The sequence below is a fragment of the Pseudoalteromonas sp. 23_GOM-1509m genome (assembly GCF_000518425.1).
In the GTDB taxonomy this organism is placed as follows: Bacteria; Pseudomonadota; Gammaproteobacteria; order Enterobacterales; family Alteromonadaceae; genus Pseudoalteromonas; species Pseudoalteromonas tetraodonis.
This window is the reverse complement of record NZ_JADO01000008.1, coordinates 240,817-264,597: the sequence shown is the minus strand read 5'-3', so window position 1 is coordinate 264,597 and position 23,781 is coordinate 240,817. Positions and strand designations below refer to the sequence as shown.

Below are 23,781 nucleotides of genomic sequence, written 5' to 3'. Positions count from 1 at the left end.
AATAGCGCCGATGAATACACTAACTCCTTCTCCTAATACGCTTGTGCGTAAACCCGAAACTGTACTCAAACAAGTGTTTGGTTACAGTGAATTTCGCGACGGTCAAAGTGCAGTAATTGATGCCGCCATTAATGGCCAAGATTCATTAGTATTACTGCCCACCGGTGGTGGTAAATCGGTGTGTTACCAAATACCCGCGTTGGTATTAGAGGGAGTCACCATTGTTATTTCTCCGCTGATCTCTTTAATGCAAGATCAAGTCACCCAGTTACAAGCACTGGGAGTTAAGGCCGCTTATGTCAATAACAGCCTAGCTCGCGAAGAACAACAATTAGTGTATCAGCAACTGCATCAAGGGCTGATAAAGCTACTTTATGTAGCTCCTGAAAAAGTGCTACAACGCGATTTTTTAGAACGGCTCTCTCATTTGAATGTGAGCTTGTTTGCTATTGATGAAGCACACTGTGTTTCTCATTGGGGTCACGATTTTAGACCGCATTATTTTCGTTTAAATGAGCTTAAACAACGCTTTGCACATGTGCCTATGATGGCACTCACTGCCACTGCCGATAAAGCGACTCGCTTTGATATTGTTGAGCAACTCAAGCTACAACAGCCCTACATTCATACCGGCAGTTTTGATCGCCCTAATATTCGTTACACCATAGAAGAAAAATTTAAACCTATGGTGCAATTACTGCGTTATTTAAAAGAGCAAAAAAATCAAAGTGGTATTATTTATTGCACCAGTCGTAAACGTGTTGATGATATAGCTGAAAAGCTTGCTGATGCAGGCCTTAATGCTGCCGCTTACCATGCGGGAATGAGTAACGAGCAACGTCAGTTTGTGCAAACCGGATTTGCCCGTGACGATATTCAAATTGTGGTTGCCACCGTTGCCTTTGGTATGGGAATTAACAAGCCTAATGTACGCTTTGTTCTGCATTACGACATTCCAAAAAGTATTGAAGCTTATTACCAAGAAACAGGCCGTGCTGGACGAGATGGACTGGCTGCAGAGGCCATCATGTATTTTGACCCTGCCGATATAGGCCGAGTTAGACGCTTTTTTGAAGATATTGACGATGAACAACGCCGCCGCGTAGAAGAGCAGCGCTTTAATGCCATGGCCAGCTTTGCCGAAGCACAAACGTGTCGTCGTCAAATATTATTGAACTACTTTAGTGAGTACCAACGCGAGCCCTGTGGGAACTGTGACATTTGCTTAAATCCACCTAAAAGTTTTGATGGCACATTAGTCGCACAGCAAGCGCTTTCGTGTGTGTATCGCGCGCAACAACGATTTGGATTGGGTTACATTGTAGAGTTATTACGCGGCGCGAATACTAGCCGCATTCGTGATAACAATCACCATGAACTTAGTACTTATGGCATAGGTAAAGATAAAAGCAGTGAATTTTGGCTTAGTATTTTACGCCAACTTATTCATCAAGGGCTATTAAGCCAAGATATAACTCAAGGCGCTTCATTGCGTTTAACTGAAGCTGCACGCGCTATTTTAAAAGGTGAATATGCGCTGCAATTGGCCGAGCCTCGCCTACAAGCTAAGCACGTTTATCAGGATAAATTAGCGCAGTTTAATTACGATAAAAAACTATTCGCTCGCCTGCGTGCATTACGTAAAGAATTAGCCGATGCCGATGATGTGCCGCCTTATGTGGTCTTTAACGATAAAACGCTAGCCGAAATGGCGCAGCTTATGCCCACTAACGACAGTGAATTTTTAAAAGTGTCGGGGGTTGGTTTTACTAAATTAAACAAGTATGGCGGTGAGTTTTTAACCGCAATTCGACACTACCTAGCAACGCAATAAGCCCCTTATGACCGAACTTGAATACGATCACACACATCAATGTATTATTGTTAAACCGACAGAGCTGCCGCACGATGAAGACTTTGAATTGTGGGGAACGTTATTTTTGCACAGCGATGAAATTAGCATTAATGAGTATGCCGCTGGGGCAGATCGTCATCAACTGCGTTTTAACTATGCTAACCACACATTTAATTTAAATTTTGAGCATTACAGCCAAAGTGTGTGGATTAATGGTGAAGGACAAGATGCCGACAACCTATTGGCAGCGTTAACATTTTATTTAACTTAAATGCATAGCTAATACCTTATAATCGCTATAAAAATAAAACTAAATCTGTCTTTTACTTACATATCAATAACAATGATGTAAGCTAAGAGTAAGTGTTTTATTTTGCAAAATAGCGCTAAAGAGGGTCAATGTTAAATAGAAAATGGATTGCACGTAGTTGTTTTAGCCTTTCTATTTCGAGTATGTTTATGCTCAGCGTTTGCGCGCAAGAAACGCCACTAGCCCAAAGCTGCCCTAGTGACGACTCATCGCAAACTCATGAAATTAATTTGCGTCGTCAAATTACATCTCAAACTCCAACACTCATAGCACAAAGTAACACTAAAATTGCCTCCATTACTTTGCAACAGCTTAATGTATTTAATACTGAACTAGAGGCTGAGAACAATGCATTATTTCGTTTTGCCAATCGAGCACACATACAAACCGAGCCTGAGGTAATTAAGAGTATTTTACTGTTTAAGTCAGGCGATAACTTTAATCCAAAAGCGCTGGCCGAATCTGAGCGGTTACTAAGAAAACAAAGTTATTTATATGATGCACAAATTATTGCTGACGAAAATTGTGATGGAAATATTGATGTAACAGTAATTACTCGGGACCTATGGACTTTACTGCCCGAACTTAGTTTTAGCCGTAGTGGTGGTGAAAATAAATCAAGTATTGGTTTTCGCGAATCTAACTTATTTGGTTGGGGCAAACGGTTATCGTTTGCACGTAAAACAGACAGTGACCGAAATGGTTATTTATTTGTTTACGATGATCCTAATATCTTATCAACTCGCTACCGAGGGCGTTTAGAGTATGCCGACAACAGCGACGGCAAAAGTCATTTAGTTGAACTAACCTACCCGTTTTATGCCATCGATACGCCCTATAGTTATGGCGCCCTGAGTTACTCAACCCAACGAGAAGAAGCCTTATACATCAGAGGTGAAAAGTTTAGTGAGTTTGAACAAAAAACCGACCTAAACCAGGTATTTTTTGGCCATTCTAAAGCCCTTAGTCATAACTGGACCCAGCGCTTGAGCCTTGGTTATATTGATGAGCAACACACTTTCAAAGCGATTGATTCTACCACTACAGCAGTGGCTGAAAACAGAAGCTTAAGTTACCCCTACATCAGCGGCCATTGGTTTGAAGATAACTTTATAAAAGTACGTAACTTTGACAGTATTTATCGTACTGAGGATTTAAATTTAGGCTGGAATATCAAAGCCACCCTGGGCTACTCCGATGAATCAATGAGTAACGACGATAGCCGCGCTGTGTACTCGTTTAATTTTAACAAAGCCCATTTTAGCACTAACCATACCCTTTGGCGTTTTCATGCAGATATTCAAGGCTATTGGAATAACGAGAAAAAACAGCTCGAAAACTTGCTCACTACTAGCCAAATTCAATATTATTTAAATACCAGTATTGATCAATCTTGGTATGTAAAAGCAAGGCTGCAATACGCAAAAAACCTCACCAATGATAAACAGCTCACCCTAGGGGGCGAAACTGGACTTCGTGGCTATCCTATGGAATTTCAACATGGGGATCGGAGTTTTTTAGTCAGTTTAGAAAAGCGCTATTACTGGGAATATGACTTACTACAGCTGTTTAAAGTGGGAGGGGCGGCCTTTTTAGATATTGGTCGAGCTTGGTATAACAACGACTCGAACACTCAGTATCAAGTTGAGAACACCCCAGTGCTAAAAAATGTGGGCTTAGGTTTGCGCCTTGCGCCAAGTCGTGCCAATGCAGGTACCATGATCCACCTTGATATAGCCGCGCCGCTAAATAAATATGATGATGTTGACTCGGTACAATGGCTGCTCAGCGTCAAAAATTCTTTTTAAAATCACTACTGCGCGCCTACGTTAAACGTTACACTTTGCGCCTATCATTATTGTGAGAATACATTTTGGAATTAATCACCCTTTTAGAGCTTTTGGGCACACAATATAAACTTATCGTGACCGTGATTGCCCTTTTGAGCTTTCCGCTACTATTAAAAGTAACTAAAAGATTACTCGAAAAAGCTATCAGAGGTAAAATCGATTTACACCGAAAGTACCGTGCAGAGCTACTACTAAAAATAATACTCGCCTTTGTGATGCTGTGTTTAGTATTAGTTTTTTGGGGAATAGAACTGCGTGGTTTACTGGTATTAGGCTCTTCTTTATTTGCCATGCTAGGCGTTGCACTCTTTGCGGCGTGGTCATTGCTGAGTAACTTAACCGCGTTTTTACTGATGTTTATTCAAAATGACTGCCGTGTAGGCTATTGGGTAAGAATTGTGGATGGAGCCAACGCCATTGAAGGGCGTATTATTGAAATGGGGCTGATGAATGTCTTACTCGAACACGTTGATGGCCACAGAGTGATTTACCCTAATAACTTATTTGTTACCCGCCCGGTGTTAGTGCTTAATACGGAGCCTAAACCAACAAAAGCGCCTAAAATTAAACGCATTATTGGCCCTAAACCTCGTAGCTAAACAACACCTATTAAAAAACCGCGTTAGCTTAAAACTAAGGCGGTTTTTTTATATCTACAGATAGAGTCATACCAATTCACTTAATTGAGCAAATTGGTATTAATTATTTAGTTCAGCCGTTTTCAGCTCATCATCTAAATCATTTATCTCATCAATAAACGTTTCTAACTGCTGCTCTACCAAGCTATTTGCATGTGCAAAATAAGCAATATGGAATACGGCATCGCCTTCATTTACCAGTGGCATGGTCTGCTGGCCAATAATAATACCGCTTCGAGGAGCAAGGAGTTCAAGTTCTGAATCGCCAAGCGGACTGCTAATATAAGCAAGCACTTGGCCTTTCATTACTCGCTCACCTAACGATACTTGCGCTCTTACTATGCCGTCTACTTCAGCACGCACCCAACTAGTTGAACTTGCAATCACAGGATCAGGCAGTTTTTTAGGGCGTTTACCGCGTATCATTTTTAAATGTCGCATAACATAATCAACCCCTTGCACGCCTGCAGCAATCGCAATAGGGTCAAAGCGTAGTGCTTCACCCGCCTCATAAGTAATAACAGGTATACCTAAATTAGCGGCTTCACTACGCAGCGAGCCATTACGTAATGACGCATCTATAACCGCAGGCGTACCAAAGGCTTTAGCCATTTGCGCTGTTGCTTCATCGGCTAAATTAGCGCGAATTTGCGGTAAGTTAGTACGGTGAATCGCCCCCGTATGCAAATCAATAATATGCGTACAATGCACAGCTACTTGGTTAAAAAACATATACGCCATGCGACCTGCTAATGAACCACGCTCAGACCCCGGAAAACTTCGGTTCATATCACGGCGATCGGGCAGATAACGCGATTTATGAATAAAACCAAATACATTCACAATCGGGACCGCAATTAATGTACCACGAAGCTGATTAGGGTCGATTTTAGCCAGTAACTGGCGCACAACCTCAACCCCATTTAGTTCGTCGCCGTGTATAGCCGCACACACCATCAATACAGGGCCTTCCATTACACCGTTAACCACTTCAATAGGAATATTAAGCGGTGAATGGGTGTAAAGCTTTGCAGCTTCTAGCGCGAGTGTTTTACGTTCACCTACACCAATACTTTCACCTAATAGGGTGAAAGGTCGGTTAATTTTAACCTTTGCCACGAGTTGCCGTTCCTTTACTTGCAGCATTTTTCTCGATGAAATCAATCACCATGCCCGCAATGTCTTTACCTGTTGCCACTTCAATCCCTTCAAGACCTGGCGATGAATTTACTTCCATAACCAAAGGACCACGAGATGAGCGAAGTAAGTCAACGCCAGCAACGTTTAAGCCCATTGCTTTTGCCGCTGCAACCGCTGTTTTACGCTCTTCTGGCGTAATACGCACCAGTGTAGCGCTACCACCACGGTGAAGGTTTGAGCGGAACTCGCCTTCCTGTGCTTGGCGTTTCATTGCAGCAATCACTTTATCTCCGAGTACAAAGCAACGAATATCCGCACCACCCGCTTCTTTAATATATTCTTGTACCATGATATTGGCTTTTAAACCCATAAACGCTTCAATAACACTTTCTGCCGCTTTACGTGTTTCAGCAAGTACCACACCAATACCTTGAGTGCCCTCAAGTAGCTTAATAACAACCGGTGCGCCACCTACCATTTCGAGTAAGTCTTTTACGTCATCTGGCTTGCTAGCAAAGCCTGTTACTGGCATGCCTACGCCTTTGCGTGATAATAATTGTAGAGAACGTAATTTATCGCGCGAACGAGAAATAGCCACAGATTCATTAACCGGATAAACACCCATCATTTCAAACTGGCGTAATACAGAACAGCCATAAAAAGTAACTGATGCGCCAATACGCGGAACAATGGCATCAAAATCTTTTAGGTTTTCGCCGCGGTAATGGATTTCAGGTTGATCTGAGTTTATATTCATATAACAACGTAGCGCGTTAATCACTTTTACTTCATGACCACGTTGCTCAGCCGCTTCAATTAAACGACGCGTTGAATATAAATTTTTGTTGCGAGATAAAATACCAATTTTCATAGTTAAAACCTTAACTAAATTATGTTGAGCAAGCACATATAAGTATGTTTGCTACTCAACGAATTCTTATAATAAATGTGATAAAGCCGGATCAACGACTATACGATTTTCCATAGCTGTGCGTCCTAACAACATTCTAAACTTCATTGACGCACGACTTGTTAATGTAATTTCTATTGGCCAACTAAATTCGCCGGCATGTAATGTAGTTTCAATAAAGTAACGCAGTTCTTTTTGGCCACTAGAGCTGGTAACGTACTTCATTTTTTTAACTTTGGCATTGCAGGTAATTTGCGTTTGCTCGTCTTCTTGCAATGGTTGGGCTATAAATTTAACCCATTTTTCGCCTTCCACTTCATATTCTTCAATATTAATTGCATGAATACAGGAAGTACGTGCACCGGTATCTATTTTTGCTTTAATTTGCTCGATGCCCAGCTCGGGTAAACTCAACCACTCACGCCAACCAACTGTTATTTTTGTCGTCATAAATGTGCCCTTAGTAAAAAAAGTGTTTTATACGCTACAGCAAATAAAACACCAACAAAATAAATTAATCTACTCGATAAGCCGATTTGATTGACCTTTTAAGTTAACTCGTTTAACAATGCAGCTCTTACGTATGCATTTAACCATAGGCTAAAACATAAGTTTTTGTTGCTAAACTCAGTTTAACATATACAAAGTAAAGCTAAATTTTATTTATTTAACTAGGGTCTGTTGACCTTTACAAATTAATATTTGTTCAAACTAGGGGCAATTTAATCGCGGCGCGAGGTTTGTAACCTAGTGGGCTAAGTAAAAATCGAGCAACAAAGAGTTAACTGCCCCTAGGCAGAACCCTTCGGGCAGCGCCTATTTGGCATTGATGCTGTGTTATCGCCTATTTATGGGGAATAACCACACTCTGCCTTGCCTAAATACCAAATAGACTGCTGTAAATTTAACCTTGAAAGATAAACAGATCCTAAATACATTACAGTTAACTGTATTAAAAATATACTATCGATGAGAAATTATTATGATTAATGGCTTACTTCATGCGCTTATTCTTGATGAAAAAGGCGGTGCACGCCCCATAGAAAACAGCAAGCAATTACACCAATGGCAACCTACTGATGGAAAACTGTGGGTGCATATGGACTACAGCCAAACAGATGCGGTAGATTGGTTAAAAAACTGCGGGCTGTTAAACGACTATGAACTGGAATCACTCACTGCTGATGAAACGCGTCCACGAATAACGCCAACAACTAATGGCCATATGTTATTTTTACGCGGGATCAACTTAAACCCAGCACAAAGCCCTGAAGACATGGTATCTATTCGGTTATTTATAAATAACGATGTGGTGATCACCACGCGTAAGCGCCGATTATTATCAGTGCAAGATATTCTAGCCTCGTTGAATAATAATGAGGGGCCATGCAGTATTTCTGAATTGGTGTGTACATTAGCGCACAAGCTCACTTCACGTATGCAAACAGTAATTGATGAGCTAGATGAAAGCTTAGATGATTTTGAAGAGGAAATTGATGAGCCCAGTAAAAAGTTTGATAACCAAGGCTTGTCGCAACTTCGTCGTCAAACCATCGCGCTAAAACGTTACTTAAAACCACAAAAAGAAGCACTCAGTAGCATGGTTAATAATCATTACCCATGGCTTTTTGACGATGATAAAGCCAAGCTAAATGAAACCACCAATTTACTTATTCGCTATTTAGAAGAGCTCGATAGTTCAATAGAGCGCGCACTTGTTATCCAACAAACCATTACAAACCAGGTCTCTGAGCAATTAAATCAGCGGATGTATGTAATGTCGGTGGTGGCTGCTTTATTTTTACCGCTGGGCTTTTTAACGGGATTATTGGGGGTCAATGTCGGCGGTATACCTGGAACAGAAAGCCCCTATGCATTCACTGCATTTGTGGTGTTTTTAATTGTTTTAACTGGTGGGATTGGTATTTACTTTAAAAATAAAAAGTGGCTGTAATTACAATACAGATCCAATAAGACACAAAAAAGGCGAACATATTGTTCGCCTTTTGCATTGGTAATCCTTACTCTTGAAAGTAAGTGCCCCAACCGTCGTATTCAACATCGCATTCAACAGCAAGTTGCGCGAGTTTGTCAACGTCTTCCATTATCACGTCGACATCTAATTCGGCTTCAACAACGATGTCAAAACTCCAAATTTTTTCACCGTCTTCAAGCTCAAGTTCTGCTGGCTCTTCTACATCGTAACCTAGTTTAAACGCAGCCAATGCCGCTTGTTCTAACTTAGTAAAGTCTTCACATACAAAGTGGTGTTCTACTTCATAAAGAATTTCTGGATCGGAACCATCTTCAAGTAGTGAAGTTACGATGTCTTCACTTATTTCACGCCAGTTTTCCATTATTTCTCTCTCACTTGAGCATCTAATTCTGTTATTTTAGCAGCCATAATACTGTGCACACTTTTAGCATGTTCACGGGCACTGATACTGTTATCAAGTGCTATGGGGGCTAACATTTCAATGTAAATTGTACCATTATCCCAGCGATTTAGTTTAATGGTTTTATCGGTTGTGTTCATACATACTGGCACAACAGGCACCTCTGCACTCATTGCGGTATGAAATGCACCGGTTTTAAAGGGGAGTAAACCACGACCATAACTACGCGTCCCCTCAGGGAACATCCACACCGATAAGCCTTTTTGTTTTATTTTAGCCGCTGTTTTTGAGATTGTGCCAGCAGCTTTTGAACGATTTGAACGGTCGATTAAAATATTACCCGACAACCAATAAAGCTGCCCAAAAAATGGGATCCATTTAAGACTTTTTTTGCCAACGCTCACACAATTTTTTGGTACCATGGCTGGAATAGTAAATAAATCGTAGCTATTTTGATGATTCGCTACATACACAGCAGGCCCCACCTTAAGCGCATCGGGATGATATTTTAGTTCTAATTTAACCCCAAGCATTTTAGCCATTGAGCCAAACCAACTTGCAATAACGTGCACATTATTAGGATGAAATGGTCTAAATATTGATAACAACAAACCAAAAAAACAACTTAATAATATAAACAACAGCATTATTAAAATACGTATAACAGCTAGCAAGTGCGCCTCTCCAATATAACCACAATCATGTATTGCTTTATTATAACGCTATTTTGTTGCGCAGACGAGAAAATAGCGCACAAGCGTTCGCTGAAATAAAACAGTCATAAAAAACGGCTTACCTAAGTAAGCCGTTATCTAATTTAGTCTAATTTTCCGAGTGTTTTAACTTTGCTCAGTATCTGAATTTGGCTCATCAGCTTGCTGAGGTGTTAACTCTACCACGGCTTCATCAACGCGCTGTAAACCACGAGGTAACTTGTTCCCTCTGCGGCCTCGCTCGCCATGGTAATGCTCAAGGTCGCTTGGTTTAAGCGTCAATTTACGCTTACCTGCATGCAGCGTAACACTGCTCCCTTGCGGCACAACAGCTAATACTTTTACAAACTCTTCGCGCGCTTGTACTTTAGCGCCCGGAATAGAAATAATCTTATTGCCCTTGCCTTTACCTAGCTTAGGTAAATCACGCAGTGGGAATAACAACATTCGCCCCTCGTTAGAAATTGCCATACAGTAATCACTGGCAACGTCATTAACCCGTATTGGCGATAACAACACACCACCTTTTGGCACACTCACTAAGGCTTTACCGTTTTTGTTTTTACTGACTAAATCTTTAAAGTCAGTAATAAAGCCATAACCGGCATCAGAAGCCATTAGCAATACTTGAGCGTCTTCACCCATAACTACGTGCTCAAAGCTTGCGCCTGAGGTTAAGTTAAAGCGCCCTGTCATAGGCTCGCCTTGGCTTCTTGCAGAAGGTAGGCTGTGGGCATCGGTCGCAAATGCACGCCCAGCTGAATCTAAAAATACCGCAGGTTGATTACTTTTACCTCGCGCTGATGCTCTATAGCCATCACCGGCACGGTAATTTAACCCTTCTACATCTAAGTCATGACCCTTACCAACACGTGCCCAGCCTTTATCAGATAAAACAACAGTCACAGACTCTGAAGGGATTAAATCTTTTTCGCTCAGAGCTTTGGCTTCCACACGCTCAATAACAGGTGAGCGACGATCGTCGCCATACATTTCTGCAGCTTCTTGAATTTCTTTTTTAAGCAACGTCGACATGCGACGGTCTGAGCCTAATGTTTGCTCTAATTTGTCACGCTCTTTGGCTAATTCGTCTTGCTCACCACGAATTTTAAACTCTTCAAGCTTTGCTAAATGGCGAAGTTTTAATTCTAAAATGGCTTCCGCTTGAATATCAGTCAACTCAAAGCGTTCCATTAATAATGGTTTAGGCTTATCTTCAGAGCGGATAATTTCTATAACTTCGTCAATATTTAAAAAGGCAGCAAGCAAGCCTTCTAAAATATGTAATCTTGCGAGTACTTTATCGAGTCGATATTGCAAACGACGACGCACTGTTTCACGTCTAAAGGTTAACCATTCAGTTAAAATACTACGTAAGTCTTTAACCTGTGGACGGCCATCTAAGCCCAGCATGTTTAAGTTTACGCGGTAATTTTTTTCAAGATCGGTTGTTGCAAATAAGTGCGCCATTAATGGCTCAGCTTTAATTCGGTTTGAACGCGGCACAATCACAATACGGGTTGGATTTTCGTGATCAGACTCATCACGTAAGTCAGCCACCATTGGTAACTTTTTAGCGTTCATTTGCGCTGCAATTTGCTCAAGTACTTTTGCACCCGAACATTGGTGCGGCAAAGCGGTAATGACGATATCGCCCTGCTCTTCACAATACACTGCACGCATTTTAATTGAGCCACGGCCGGTTTTATAAATTTTGTGAATATCAGCTTTAGGCGTAATTATTTCAGCATCGGTTGGGTAATCTGGCGCATGCACTAAATCCAGTAACTCTTCGAGCTCTGTTTTTGGCTTATCAAGTAATAAACAACAGGCACTGGCCACTTCACGCACATTATGCGGTGGTATATCGGTTGCCATACCCACAGCAATACCAGTTACCCCATTAAGTAATATATGCGGTAAGCGCGATGGCAACACTAAAGGCTCATCCATGGTGCCATCGAAGTTTGGCGTCCAATCAACGGTCCCTTGGCCTAATTCTTTGAGTAATACCTCAGAGAATTTAGATAAACGAGCTTCTGTATAACGCATTGCCGCAAATGACTTAGGATCATCAGCTGCACCCCAGTTACCTTGCCCATCCACCAAGGGGTAGCGATAAGAGAACGGCTGCGCCATCAGCACCATGGCTTCATAACAGGCACTATCACCATGAGGATGGTATTTACCTAATACGTCACCCACGGTACGGGCTGATTTTTTGTATTTTGCATTTGCCGATAATCCCAACTCACTCATCGCATAGATAATACGACGTTGCACTGGTTTTAGGCCGTCACCAACGTGCGGTAAGGCACGATCCATGATCACGTACATTGAATAATTTAAATAGGCGTCTTCGGTAAAACGCCCCATTGTTTGTTGTTCAATTCCTTGCATTAGCAAGGTATCTGTATCACTCATTAAAGCTTACCTAGTTTTTCTTATAGCTTACGCGGTAAATTACGTTTGCGTAATCATCGCTTACCAATAGACTGCCATCATTTAATTGTGCAAATGCAACAGGGCGTCCAAATGTCGTTTCGTCTTGCATAAAGCCGGTGATCAGTGGCGTATACTTTGTTACCTTGGCATTTTCTATAGTTACCACTGCCACTTTATAACCGACCTTTTTAGAGCGGTTCCATGAACCGTGCTCAGCTACAAATAACTGTTGTTTATAGCTATCAGGGAACTGCTTGCCGGTATAAAAATGAATACCTAATGGCGCAACATGCGCATCTAATGCCAATGCAGGTTGAGTGTAGTCAGCAATGTTTTTGCCTTCACCAAACTCCGGATCAACAATAACGCCGCCATGCACGTATGGAAAACCAAAATGTTCTTCTTCTTTAGTGATGCGGTTTAGCTCATCGGGTGGAATATCATCCCCCATCATGTCGCGGCCATTATCGCTAAACCATAGCATTTGCGTGCTAGGGTGAAAGTCAAAGCCTACAGTATTGCGCACACCTTTGGCTAAAGTGGTTATTTCTTTGGTGTCGGTGTTTAACGAAAAAATACGACCAAACCGAGGATCTTCTTCGCAAATATTACAGGGAACACCCACCGGAATAATCAGCTCGCCGTTTGGCGCAAAGCGTAAAAACTTCCAGCCATGGTGGCGCTCTGACGGTAAATCGCTATAAAACACTTCATACTCAGGGTTTTTGAGGTGCTTATCGATATTTTTAAAACGAATAATACGGTGCACTTCACCGACATATAAGTCACCGTCTTTAATCGCTAAACCCGAGGGCATATTCAGTCCCTCTGCAATCACTATTTTTTTATCTGCAACGCCGTCGCTGTTATGATCAATCAATGCATACACATTACCCGCATTACGCGAACCTGCATACACTATACCTCGGCTTGATACTGCAATTTGCCGAGCATTTTCAACATCATCAGCAAATAAGCTTATTTCAAACCCTGGGGCAGCCGTCAGCTTGTCGAGAATATTTTTCGCCATCACTGGCGATGACATAAAGCCGACTAACAACAGTGTGCTAAATAGTCTTTTCATTTGCCTCTCCTGTAGCCCAAAGGCTTATTAAACTTGTGCTTTGTTACCGTGATCTTCAAGCCATTGGCGGCGATCTGATGAACGCTTTTTAGCAAGTAACATATCCATCATTTCCATTGTTTGTTCTTCTTCATCAAGTGTTAGCTGCACTAAACGACGGGTATTTGGATCCATGGTTGTTTCACGCAATTGTAGCGGGTTCATTTCACCCAAGCCTTTAAAGCGTTGCACGTTTACCTTACCGCGTTTTTTCTCTGCTTCTATACGCGCTAAAATGCCCGTTTTTTCATCTTCATCAAGCGCGTAATAAACATCTTTACCAATATCAATTCTAAACAGCGGTGGCATAGCAACATACACATGCCCAGTTTTTACCAATTGTGGGAAGTGGCGCACAAATAAGGCACACAATAAAGTGGCAATGTGCAGTCCATCCGAGTCAGCATCCGCTAATATACATATTTTATTGTAACGCAGCCCTGATAAATCACTTGAATCGGGGTCAATACCCAATGCCACTGAAATATCATGCACTTCTTGAGAGGCCAAAATTTGCCCTGATTCTACTTCCCAAGTATTTAAAATTTTACCTCTTAGTGGCATGATTGCTTGGAACTCACGATCTCGCGCTTGTTTAGCTGAGCCACCCGCAGAATCACCCTCTACTAAAAACAATTCCGTGCGGTCATTATCAGCAGCACTACAATCGGTCAGTTTGCCTGGTAATGCAGGGCCTGAAGTAACACGTTTACGAACTACTTTTTTAGCCGCGCGTAAGCGACGCTGTGCATTTGAAATACACAATTCAGAAAGTAACTCTGCAGTGTCAGTGTGCTCATTTAGCCATAAGCTAAAGGCATCTTTTACGACACCCGATACAAACGCAGCACATGAACGTGATGAGAGTTTTTCTTTGGTTTGCCCTGCAAATTGTGGGTCTTGCATTTTTACCGACAATACATAACTACAACGTTCCCAAATATCATCTGGGGTGAGCTTTACACCACGTGGTAATAAGTTTCTAAATTCACAAAATTCACGCATCGCCTCTAAAAGCCCTTGGCGCAGGCCATTTACGTGGGTGCCACCTTGTGCGGTAGGAATTAAGTTTACATAACTTTCGGCAGTTGACTCACCGCCTTCAGGCATCCATACAACGGCCCAATCAGCGCCTTCAATAGAACTTGAAAACTCACCTACAAATGGGTCTTTAGGCAGTATCTCATAGCCTTTAACTGCTTCTACTAAGTAATCTTTTAAGCCGGTTTCATAAAACCACTCTTGGGTTTCTTTCGTTTGTTTATTTACAAACTTAATACGCAAACCTGGGCATAGTACCGCTTTGGCTTTTAATAAATGGTTAAGCTTAGTCAGTGAAAAGTTAGCAGAATCAAAATAGCTGGTATCTGGCCAAAAGCGCACGGTAGTACCGGTATTGCGTTTACCCACTGAGCCAATAACATTTAAATCTTCAACTTTATCGCCATGCTCAAAAGCCATTCTAAATTGCTGTGCGTCACGGCGAACCGTTACTTCCACACGGGTAGATAGCGCATTAACGACCGAGATACCTACCCCATGCAAACCACCAGAGAACTGGTAATTTTTATTTGAAAACTTACCACCTGCGTGTAATTTGGTGAATATTAGTTCAACCCCAGGAATACCTTCTTCAGGGTGAATATCTATCGGCATCCCCCGACCATCATCGCTCACTTCAAGTGAGTTATCTTCATGCAAAATGACATCAATACGCGTCGCATGCCCGGCCATTGCTTCATCAACACTGTTATCAATAACCTCTTGACCTAAGTGATTGGGGCGCGATGTGTCTGTATACATGCCTGGGCGGCGTTTTACCGGCTCTAATCCATTAAGTACTTCAATGGCTTCGGCGTTATAATTTTGTTGAGTCATAGTTTTTATCTTTATATACGCTAATATCTGATTTTAAGAAAATCGACAATGCTTGAAAAAGCTCGCTCAAAGCCATTAAAGCTATGATCGCCGCCAAATTCAATTAACTGTTTACATTGTGAGTAATACTTTATTGCGTGCTGAAAATTTAACACTTCATCCCCTGTTTGCTGTAATAAATACAACAGCTCAGGGTGTTTTAACTCTGTCACCGTTAATGCTTTTAACGCATCTATATGACGAGATTGTAATTGGTAATTATAATCTTGATACGGATTATAATTAGGCCCAAGTATAGGCTCTAATAATGTATATGGGGCAACGGCAGGATTAATTACCACCGCAGGAATTTGATAACGCTGCGATAAATACGTGGCAAAAAAACCACCTAACGAGCTGCCCAATAATACGGTATTCGGTGTTAATAGTTGTTCAAGCGCTATAATCGCCTCTATAGGTTCATGATTTAAGCGTGGCACACAATAATCAACATCATAGTGTGCCATAAGCTCACCAAAGCGCACAGCTTTATATGATTTTTCAGAGCTATTAAAACCGTGAATATAGATTACTCGTTTAACCATACCACGTCCGTGCGTATATGCACCTTTTGTTGCTCAGCATTTAAGTGCAGCATACGATAAGCCGCCCCTTTATCTTCTTGCTGCCAAGTAGCACTGTGCTTTGTAAACTGCACGGAACTGGCCGGTGTCGCGTAAATATCAAGCTCTCTAAATTGCTGTTGGTAGTCATTGTGAACATGCCCATGAAACAGCGCATCAACGCGGCCATTATTAACTAATAAATTTAATAGCTGCGGCCCATTTTCTAGCATGTGTTTGTCTAGGTAGCCATTAATAGGCAGTGGGTTGTGATGACAAAATGCAATATGACGATTATCTGAATCGACTAAACACGCCATAATTTCCTCTAAATGCGAGGGCGTCACCCACCCAGCAGGGGTATTTCCTTTAGAATTAATTAATATCAGTTCAAACCCTTGCGCCACAATATGTTTAGCGCGTTGTATTTGCCCGCCACTAATTAAATTGAGCTGATCAATTTCATCATGATTGCCGGGAACCCAAAATACGGGGCAATCAAGGTCACTATTATGAATCAGTTCAGCAAATAATAAATAGGAATTAAAGCTGTGATCTTGGGTTAAATCGCCACCAAATATCAAGGCATCAGGTTGCTGTTTTGCTATATCTGTAAGTGCCCTAGTAAAATGTTCTGCGGTGTTAACCCCAAAATACTCGCCCTGCTTATCGCTAAAAAGGTGACAATCCGTTATATGGGCTATACGAAGCTGGGCTTGCTCAAAATAATACGTATCATCAAACCAAGCCATTATTTACATCCCAATTAAGTGTTGATTGACCTCGCTCTACACAGGCAACCAACCAATCATATAAAAAAGCATTCAACTGATACTTTTCATCTTTTTGATGCATCTTAGGATTAGGGTAGCCATAGGAAGGTTTGATTCGTTGGTGGTAATCATGGTGGACAATTTCGGCTACTTTAGCATCATTATATAAGCGCACTGTTAAATACAAAGGCGAAATACCACTTACCATTCCTGATAACTGTTTAATAGATACATCAAGGGTGTACTTGGCATTGTCATCTATGTTGATGGCAAATTCACTGTGGCCCAGTTTGATTTCTCTAACACTGCCAATCGCTCGTTCACTAGGTAGTAATTTTAAAAGGCGTACGTAATTATGCTCACAAAGTGTTAAATACTTTGGAAGGCTTTGAATGTATCGATTAGTCGTTAAAAGTGCTGTCAAAATACCGCCATTACTATTAAAAAATTAAAAACTATGCCCACTTCTTACGTATTCTGTCGCGATTTAGTGCTAACCATTGCAAGCAAATTACCGTAGCCGCATTATCTATCTCGCCACGATTGAGTCGCTCAAATGCTTCATCTAAATCCATAATATGCGTTTTAATATCTTCACCTTCGGTGTCTAAGCCATATATACCGGTATTAATTTGGCTTAAGTCGGCGTGAGCTAAATATAAATATAAACGCTCTGTAGTACCGCCGGGGCTTGAAAGGTAAGACAACATAAACTCAAGTTCTGTTAAATTAAGTCCCGCTTCTTCAAACGCTTCTTTTTTAACAACCGACTCGTAATCTTCACTGCCATCGGTCATGCCCGCTATACATTCTAACAGCCAAGGCGTGTGTTTGCTTTTAATTGCGCCAATTCGAATTTGTTCAATTAGCAGCACTTGCTCAGTCACTGGGTCATAAGGCAACACTGCGACCGCATCGCCACGCTCTAAAATTTCTCGACGAATAACCTCAGACTCTCCACCCGCAAATAAGGCATGCTTAAATTGATAAAGGTTTATTTTAAAAAAACCATCATACAAATTTTCAATTGGTTTTAATCTCACATCGTCATGGGTAAATTTAATACGACTTTTATTCGCCATCTATTCTTTCCTTTTTGAGGGTGCAAATACATCAACGTCATTTAGGTATATATTCTGTTACACTTGAGAACGCTGTTTTACTAATTTTTTTTTTAGTTATTAGTTAAAACAGGTTAACATGCTACTAGTACAAAAATTGTCTAAGGACCGAACATCACATGAAAAAGAACATCCTTGCTGCACTGGTTAGTTTATCATGCGCATTGGGCTCAACCGTAGCCAATGCAGAAGATTTACTTCAAGTTTTTGAAATCGCAACAGCCAACGATCCTACCGTTTTAAAAGCAAAAGCCCAAGCTGATGCACAATCATACCAAAGCGATCGCGCTATGAGCGCACTATTACCGCAAATTGGTTTAAGCATGAGTTATGAAAAAAGTGACTCGACCTCTTTTCAAAGCGTAGGCGATTTATCAAACCAAGTTAAAGTCGAAAGTGAAACGGACCAATTCAGACGTGGTATTAGCTTAAGCCAAACGCTATTTGATTTGGGCGCGTGGAATTCACTCGGCATTGCTGACAAACAAGCACTGCAAGCTAGTGGCCAGTACGATTTTGCTAAACAAGATTTAATAGTACGTGTGGCTGAAGGCTATTTTAACGTATTAAGCGCTATTGATAACCTTGAATTTGTACAAGCTGAAAAACGTGCCATTGAGCGCCAACTTGAACAAACTAAACAACGTTACGCTGTAGGTTTAACGGCTATTACCGATGTACATGAAGCACAAGCACAATTTGATAACTCAGTAGCGCAAGAAATCATTGCTAATAATGCGGTAGAAACAGCCCGTGAGCAACTACGTGAGATCACCGGTAAATACCATGCAAAGCTAGATATGTTAAACACCGAAACGTTTTCTACTGTTAAGCCAAGTACGCCTGCAACTGATTTAGTTAAAATAGCGAAAGACAAAAACTTAAATCTGCAAGTATCAAAAATTACGGTTGATATCGCTAAAGAGCAAATTGAACTTGCTAAAGCAGGGCATTATCCAAAACTAACTTTAAATGCTAGTTACGGCGACTCATTAACAGATAGCGAGTTAAATGGCGCTAGTTTTGACGACCAGCCTCGTTCAGATTCAACATCTGTTGGACTTAACTTTAGCGTACCACTTTATTCAGGTGGCGCAACGGTTGCTGCAACAGATCAAGCACGTGCATTTTACGTTGCTGCGAGCCAAGATTTTGAAACGGATTATCGCGCAGTAACTCGCTCTGTTATTACTTCTTATAACCAAGTGGTATCTGATATTGCGACCTATAAAGCGCTTGAACAAGCGGTTATTTCAGCACAAAGTGCACTAAAAGCCACTGAAGCGGGTTTTGAAGTGGGTACACGTACCATTGTTGATGTGCTCGTCAGTACGCAAAACTTGTACAACGCAAAGCGTAATCTTGCTGATGTGCGTTATCGCTATGTTGTGTCAACGCTTCGTCTAAAACAAGCAACAGGCACATTAAGCCGCGAAGACTTAGTGGGTATAAACCAAGGGTTAAATACCGTTAACTAAACACACGACTTCATTATAAATAATTACTAAAGCCAGCTTTTTGCTGGCTTTTTGTATTTTTGAGCGCATAGCGTTAAACTAGCCTTTTATTTTTTAGAGAAATTTTTGTGGTCAACTCATCCCCTTTTAAAGCCTCTTTTTTAGGTCCTCGTTACTGGCTAACTTGGATTGGTGTCTTGTTTTTATATCTCATTTCTTGGTTACCACAAAAACTACAATTAGCCATGGGTAAACAGCTTGGACGCTTGGTTCATAAATATATGAAGCGCAGAAGGCACATTGCTGAAGTTAATATTAAACACTGTTTCCCTTCGATGAGCGAAGCCGAGCAGCAACACTTAGTATTAAAAAACATGGAAAATACTGGCATTGCCATGGTTGAAACCGGCATGGCTTGGTGGTGGCCACAATGGCGGGTCGAAAAAGTATTAGGATCAATAAAAGGACTTGAGCACTTTGAACGCGTACAACAATCAGGAAAAGGCGTTTTATTGTTAATTCCACATGTGCTTCATCTTGAAATGGCAAGTCGAGTGATGGGATTAAAGTGCCAAGGTATTGGTTTTTATCGCCCACACAATAACTCGCTGATGGAATATTTCACCACCAATGGACGCCTTCGCTCTAACGAATACATGGTTGGTAAAAAAGACGTAAAAGGGCTATTAAAAGCTTTAAAAAATAAAAAAGTTTGTTATTACTTACCTGATCAAGATTATGGCCGTAACCGCTGTGAGTTTGTGCCATTTTACGCAGTACCTGATACAGCAACTACCACCGGAACACTGATGTTTGCAGGCAGTAAAAATTGCGAAACCATGAGCCTAATTACGCGTCGGGATGACAACGGAAAATATCACCTAGAAATCGTGCCTGAGCTTGAAAACTTCCCAAGCGGCGATAATAAAGCCGATGTAACACGTGTTAATCAGCGCATGGAACAATCAATAAATGCCGCCCCTGAACAATATATGTGGCTACATAGACGTTTTAAAACACGACCCGATAAAGACGCCCCCTCTTTTTATTAAAGATGGGTTATTAAAATAACAAAGATGAGTGACAGCCATGTGGTTTTGGATTAGATATATACTTTTAGCTTTATTGTTAATTGGTGCAGCCATTTACTTTTTACTAAATGGTACGTCGTCACTTAATTATCAACAAACCACCAACGCTGCTGCTGAAGGGTTATCGCGGTTTTATGCATCAATTCGAGATAGAATTACTGTCAATAAAGACAATGACAAATTTGTCATTGAACTCGAAAAACCCGATCTTAGCCTCGACAGAGCGCTAAACCAACGCTCTTTTGTAGTAGAGCCTATGCCTTTAAATTGGAGTGGAGAAGTAGGCCCGCGTCGCTTTCAACGTGACTCAACCTTGCGTACTGTACTGACCCAATATGCTAATAACGAAGGTATTACTTTAATGTGGTACTTAGACAAAGATTACGTAATAAAAGATCACTTTCGTATAGATAGCAGTTTTAACTCCGCTTTATACCGCGTTAGCCGCTCTATTAATGATGACTTTTCAAATGAAGTGTATGCGTTTTTCTGCCCTAAACAACGTGCAGCGGTGATTACCGAGCTACCGTCTGAATTTGTACGCTCAAACTGTTTAAAGCTAAGCAATTAACTACATTCGGTTTAATTTTGTTGATATGCGCTCAAATATTGCTGAGCGCATAACATTAAATTGCTCAATCTAGCCCAAATATTGCCTTCCAAACCGTGCTAACATTATTGATATTTTCACTAAACTCTTCACGTTTAACGCAGCGACCTTGCTGGTCTAAGCTCAATACATGATAGCGTGAGCGATAGTCTATATACGCTTGAATAAGCTGCTGTTTTTGAATATCGCTGATACAGCCAATTTTAGCCGCGTCCGTTAAAATTCTCACATTGTCAGAATTATCGCATAAGTGGGTAAACTCATGGGCATGTTTTAATACCAAGTATTGCGTTATAAACTCAATATCGGTCATGGCACCTACATCTTGTTTTAAGTCAAATTGCTGCGCATTGCCTTTAGCCAAATGGCCACGCATTTTTTCGCGCATTTTAATCACGTCTGCTTTTAAAGTTTGTTCATCACGTTGTTGGCACAATATCTCGGCGCGAATTTGTGCAAACCGTGTTACTAATTCAGCTTGGCCTAAAATCAGCCTCGCTCTAACCAGCGCTTGATGCTCCCATGTCCATGCTTGCGTTTGCTGATAATGATTAAAGCTTTCTAGGTTAATAGCTAATAGCCCTGATGCACCTTCTGGACGCAGACGAGTATCTAACTCATATAAAATACCTGAGGCGGTACGGGTATTAAATAAATGCATTAATCGTTGTGCGAGTTTTAAATAAAACTGCCTTGAGTCAATCGCTTTATCACCATTGGTGTAACTTGTACCATCATGGTTATGCACAAAGACTAAATCGAGATCAGAGTCATAACCCACCTCAAAACCGCCAGTTTTACCATACGCAATAACTGCAAACCCCTTGTTTTCATCATCGGTGTTAGGTGGCATACCAAAGCGTTTTACGCAGTGGTACCACGCAATATTTACAGCCTGATCGACTATCGCTTCAGCCAATGCTGTTAAGTGATCGCTTACTTTCATTACATCAATAACGCCCGTCGCATCAGCTGCGGCAATGCGTAATTGATGGGTTTGCTTAAACTGACGCAGCGCTTCCATTTGCTGCTCTAAATCATCATGTTCAATGCGTAAAAAATACTGTCTTATTTCATCTTTATACGCAGTTAATGGGGTTGGCTTGTAAAGCACAGCAGGGTCGATAAGTTCATCGAGCAAAATTGGATACAGTGAAATATGCTCGCCAATCCATTTACTGTGACAACAAAGTAAAACCAATTGTTTTAGCGTTCCCGGATTTTCATACAGCAACTCTAGATAAGCGGTGCGCGAAATAATTTTATTTAATATTTGGCATACCGTTGCAAAGGCGCTAGCACTGGCATTAAAGTCGTTTAACTGTTTAAGTAATGCCGGCATTAATTTATCAAGAATATCGCGCCCACGATTGCCTACTTTAGCTTTAGAAAGTCGTTGTTTAAAGTCGTATAATGGTGTTTGCCATTCATCTCTGGGCTCATTTAAAAAGCTAACATCGCCGTGATCCCAAGCACTAATAAACGCCCCTTCACAGGTATCAAGTGGTTCAGTTTCTTCGCCTATAACCTGTGTAAATTCGTTATGTATTTGGCTCATCACATGTTCTATTTTCACAAGCGTTGCCGCAAAATCTGCCTGAGCGAGCAACACATTGAGTCGCTGTTGATTTAGCTCATCATCGGGCAGTGTTTGTGTTTGTTGATCATCAAATATTTGTAGGTATTGCTCTACTTTGCGTAAGTATAAGTAATTGCTTTTTAAATCTTTAGCTTCAAGCTCATCAATAACTTGGCTTAGTGTTAACTCTTTTAATGCAATTAATAAAGATTGCGTTTGTAAGTTTGCCTCTCTGCCGCCTCGCACCATTTGCAAAGCCTGAACAATAAACTCCACTTCGCGAATGCCACCACCACCTAACTTAATATTATTGGTTAAGCGCTTACGACGCACCTCTTGGGCAATCATAAGCTTCATTTTTCTTAGCGACTCAATAACCGAAAAATCAATATAACGGCGATACACAAAAGGCTTTAATAACGTATTAAACTCCTGCCAATAAATGTTAGGCGTGCCAATTAAGCGCCCTTTTAACATCGCGTAGCGCTCCCAATCACGCCCTTGCTCTTGGTAGTAATCTTCAATGGCATTAAAGCTCATTACCAACGGACCACTTTCCCCAAATGGTCGCAAACGCATATCTACGCGAAAAACTTGGCCATCGACCGTACATTGATTAAGTGCTGTAATTAGCTTTTGGGCAACTTTAGTATAAAAGACAGATGCTTCAAGCGAGCGACGCCCACCTTGGGTTTTAACATTGCGAGGATATGCAAAAATAAGATCGATATCAGATGAATAATTGAGTTCTTGTCCACCTAGTTTACCCATTCCTAATACCATTAACGGTAACGGGTTGTTGTGCTCATCCAATGGCTCACCATTGGTTTTAGCGACATTTTTATAGGCCCATTGATTAGCACTGTCGATCAGTTTATTAGCAAGTTCACTAATATATTTAATACTATTTTCAATCGGGTTTTTGCAGCATAAATCTAAAAAAGCCACCTTTAACCAGTATTTTTCTCGGTATTGGCGCAGTAACTTATGGCACTCACTCTCTTCTATTTTAGTTATATCTAGCTGTGTAAAAGGGTCTAAAATTTCTCTATTTTTAATTTCGTGTTCACACAGTAACCAAGACAGTAGCGCAGGTTGAGAGCTTAAGCTGCGCCAAGCAAAATCACTTAACGCCAATAGCCGTATTATCTGCTGCTGGTTTTGTTGCTCTGGGTACAGCGCGGCAAAGCGTGTTTCACCGAGTTTTTGTAATTCAATAGGAAGCTGCGTGTCGTTACTCATCAATACCCTCTTTTATCTCACCAATAACCATACTAGAATGGTTAAAAA

Annotated in this window: 21 protein-coding genes; 8 read left to right on the top strand and 13 right to left on the bottom strand. The window is 41.1% G+C overall.

What is annotated here, in order from left to right; all coding sequences use genetic code 11:
• Nucleotides 1-10: 10 nt before the first annotated feature.
• The 4 genes from recQ to N523_RS0101170 all read left to right on the top strand — a co-directional run bounded on the left by recQ (nt 11) and on the right by N523_RS0101170 (nt 4,614).
• Nucleotides 11-1,834, top strand: coding sequence for a DNA helicase RecQ (gene recQ / locus N523_RS0101185; RefSeq protein WP_028835655.1), 1,824 nt, complete (start codon nt 11-13; stop codon nt 1,832-1,834).
• Between the two features lie 7 nt (nt 1,835-1,841).
• Nucleotides 1,842-2,126, top strand: a complete 285-nt coding sequence (locus tag N523_RS0101180; RefSeq protein WP_013465829.1) for a DUF3630 family protein — start codon at nt 1,842-1,844, stop codon at nt 2,124-2,126.
• A 128-nt stretch (nt 2,127-2,254) separates the two neighbouring features.
• Entirely contained in the window at nt 2,255-3,973 is a 1,719-nt protein-coding gene (locus N523_RS0101175; protein WP_028835654.1) for a hypothetical protein, read from the top strand.
• A gap of 65 nt (nt 3,974-4,038) precedes the next feature.
• Nucleotides 4,039-4,614, top strand: coding sequence for a mechanosensitive ion channel domain-containing protein (locus N523_RS0101170; protein ID WP_028835653.1), 576 nt, complete (start codon nt 4,039-4,041; stop codon nt 4,612-4,614).
• A 99-nt stretch (nt 4,615-4,713) separates the two neighbouring features.
• Here the strand turns inward: N523_RS0101170 and N523_RS0101165 are convergent, their stop codons facing one another.
• The 3 genes from N523_RS0101165 to N523_RS0101155 all read right to left on the bottom strand — a co-directional run bounded on the left by N523_RS0101165 (nt 4,714) and on the right by N523_RS0101155 (nt 7,153).
• Nucleotides 4,714-5,772: a succinylglutamate desuccinylase/aspartoacylase family protein gene (locus N523_RS0101165; RefSeq protein ID WP_008110612.1), complete on the bottom strand. Its 1,059-nt coding sequence runs from the start codon at nt 5,770-5,772 to the stop codon at nt 4,714-4,716.
• Complete coding sequence (gene rimK, locus N523_RS0101160; RefSeq protein ID WP_008110610.1) at nt 5,759-6,664, bottom strand: 30S ribosomal protein S6--L-glutamate ligase; 906 nt, start codon at nt 6,662-6,664, stop codon at nt 5,759-5,761. Before rimK ends, N523_RS0101165 begins: the two co-directional genes overlap by 14 nt.
• Before the next feature lie 66 nt (nt 6,665-6,730).
• Nucleotides 6,731-7,153 carry an ATP-dependent zinc protease family protein gene (locus tag N523_RS0101155; RefSeq protein ID WP_008110607.1) on the bottom strand — a complete coding sequence of 141 codons (423 nt, stop codon included), beginning with the start codon at nt 7,151-7,153 and terminating at the stop codon, nt 6,731-6,733.
• A gap of 532 nt (nt 7,154-7,685) precedes the next feature.
• On the opposite strand from N523_RS0101155, the gene zntB reads away from it, so the two are divergent.
• On the top strand, nt 7,686-8,657 hold the full coding sequence (gene zntB, locus N523_RS0101150; RefSeq protein WP_013465832.1) for a zinc transporter ZntB: 972 nt from the start codon (nt 7,686-7,688) through the stop codon (nt 8,655-8,657).
• Between the two features lie 67 nt (nt 8,658-8,724).
• On the opposite strand, the gene rraB is transcribed toward zntB, so the two are convergent.
• From rraB to N523_RS0101105, 9 genes are all read right to left on the bottom strand, one after another.
• Entirely contained in the window at nt 8,725-9,060 is a 336-nt protein-coding gene (gene rraB / locus N523_RS0101145; RefSeq protein WP_008110603.1) for a ribonuclease E inhibitor RraB, read from the bottom strand.
• Nucleotides 9,060-9,773, bottom strand: a complete 714-nt coding sequence (locus tag N523_RS0101140; protein WP_028835652.1) for a 1-acylglycerol-3-phosphate O-acyltransferase — start codon at nt 9,771-9,773, stop codon at nt 9,060-9,062. The genes rraB and N523_RS0101140 overlap by 1 nt, the downstream gene beginning before the upstream one ends.
• 165 nt (nt 9,774-9,938) lie before the next feature.
• Nucleotides 9,939-12,236, bottom strand: a complete 2,298-nt coding sequence (gene parC / locus N523_RS0101135; protein WP_028835651.1) for a DNA topoisomerase IV subunit A — start codon at nt 12,234-12,236, stop codon at nt 9,939-9,941.
• A 10-nt stretch (nt 12,237-12,246) separates the two neighbouring features.
• Entirely contained in the window at nt 12,247-13,341 is a 1,095-nt protein-coding gene (locus N523_RS0101130; RefSeq protein WP_028835650.1) for a PQQ-dependent sugar dehydrogenase, read from the bottom strand.
• A gap of 27 nt (nt 13,342-13,368) precedes the next feature.
• The gene (gene parE, locus N523_RS0101125) at nt 13,369-15,258 is read right to left on the bottom strand and encodes a DNA topoisomerase IV subunit B (RefSeq protein WP_013465836.1); all 1,890 of its coding nucleotides are present in this window, start codon (nt 15,256-15,258) and stop codon (nt 13,369-13,371) included.
• A 20-nt stretch (nt 15,259-15,278) separates the two neighbouring features.
• Nucleotides 15,279-15,842: a YqiA/YcfP family alpha/beta fold hydrolase gene (locus N523_RS0101120; RefSeq protein ID WP_008110593.1), complete on the bottom strand. Its 564-nt coding sequence runs from the start codon at nt 15,840-15,842 to the stop codon at nt 15,279-15,281.
• A complete protein-coding gene (locus tag N523_RS0101115) occupies nt 15,827-16,612 on the bottom strand; it encodes a metallophosphoesterase (protein ID WP_013465837.1) in 786 nt (261 codons plus the stop codon). Before N523_RS0101115 ends, N523_RS0101120 begins: the two co-directional genes overlap by 16 nt.
• Nucleotides 16,599-17,057, bottom strand: coding sequence for a DUF1249 domain-containing protein (locus N523_RS0101110; protein WP_013465838.1), 459 nt, complete (start codon nt 17,055-17,057; stop codon nt 16,599-16,601). Before N523_RS0101110 ends, N523_RS0101115 begins: the two co-directional genes overlap by 14 nt.
• Before the next feature lie 31 nt (nt 17,058-17,088).
• Nucleotides 17,089-17,715 (bottom strand): NUDIX domain-containing protein, encoded by a 627-nt coding sequence (locus N523_RS0101105; RefSeq protein WP_013465839.1) that lies wholly within the window; start codon nt 17,713-17,715, stop codon nt 17,089-17,091.
• A gap of 158 nt (nt 17,716-17,873) precedes the next feature.
• Between N523_RS0101105 and tolC the strand changes: the two genes are divergently transcribed.
• The 3 genes from tolC to N523_RS0101085 all read left to right on the top strand — a co-directional run bounded on the left by tolC (nt 17,874) and on the right by N523_RS0101085 (nt 20,873).
• On the top strand, nt 17,874-19,232 hold the full coding sequence (gene tolC, locus N523_RS0101100; RefSeq protein ID WP_013465840.1) for an outer membrane channel protein TolC: 1,359 nt from the start codon (nt 17,874-17,876) through the stop codon (nt 19,230-19,232).
• 107 nt (nt 19,233-19,339) lie between these two features.
• On the top strand, nt 19,340-20,263 hold the full coding sequence (gene lpxL, locus N523_RS0101090) for an LpxL/LpxP family Kdo(2)-lipid IV(A) lauroyl/palmitoleoyl acyltransferase (RefSeq protein ID WP_028835649.1): 924 nt from the start codon (nt 19,340-19,342) through the stop codon (nt 20,261-20,263).
• Nucleotides 20,264-20,300: 37 nt separating this feature from the next.
• Nucleotides 20,301-20,873: a toxin co-regulated pilus biosynthesis Q family protein gene (locus tag N523_RS0101085; RefSeq protein ID WP_028835648.1), complete on the top strand. Its 573-nt coding sequence runs from the start codon at nt 20,301-20,303 to the stop codon at nt 20,871-20,873.
• 64 nt (nt 20,874-20,937) lie between these two features.
• On the opposite strand, the gene glnE is transcribed toward N523_RS0101085, so the two are convergent.
• Nucleotides 20,938-23,733 carry a bifunctional [glutamate--ammonia ligase]-adenylyl-L-tyrosine phosphorylase/[glutamate--ammonia-ligase] adenylyltransferase gene (gene glnE, locus N523_RS0101080; protein ID WP_028835647.1) on the bottom strand — a complete coding sequence of 932 codons (2,796 nt, stop codon included), beginning with the start codon at nt 23,731-23,733 and terminating at the stop codon, nt 20,938-20,940.
• Nucleotides 23,734-23,781 lie beyond the last annotated feature (48 nt).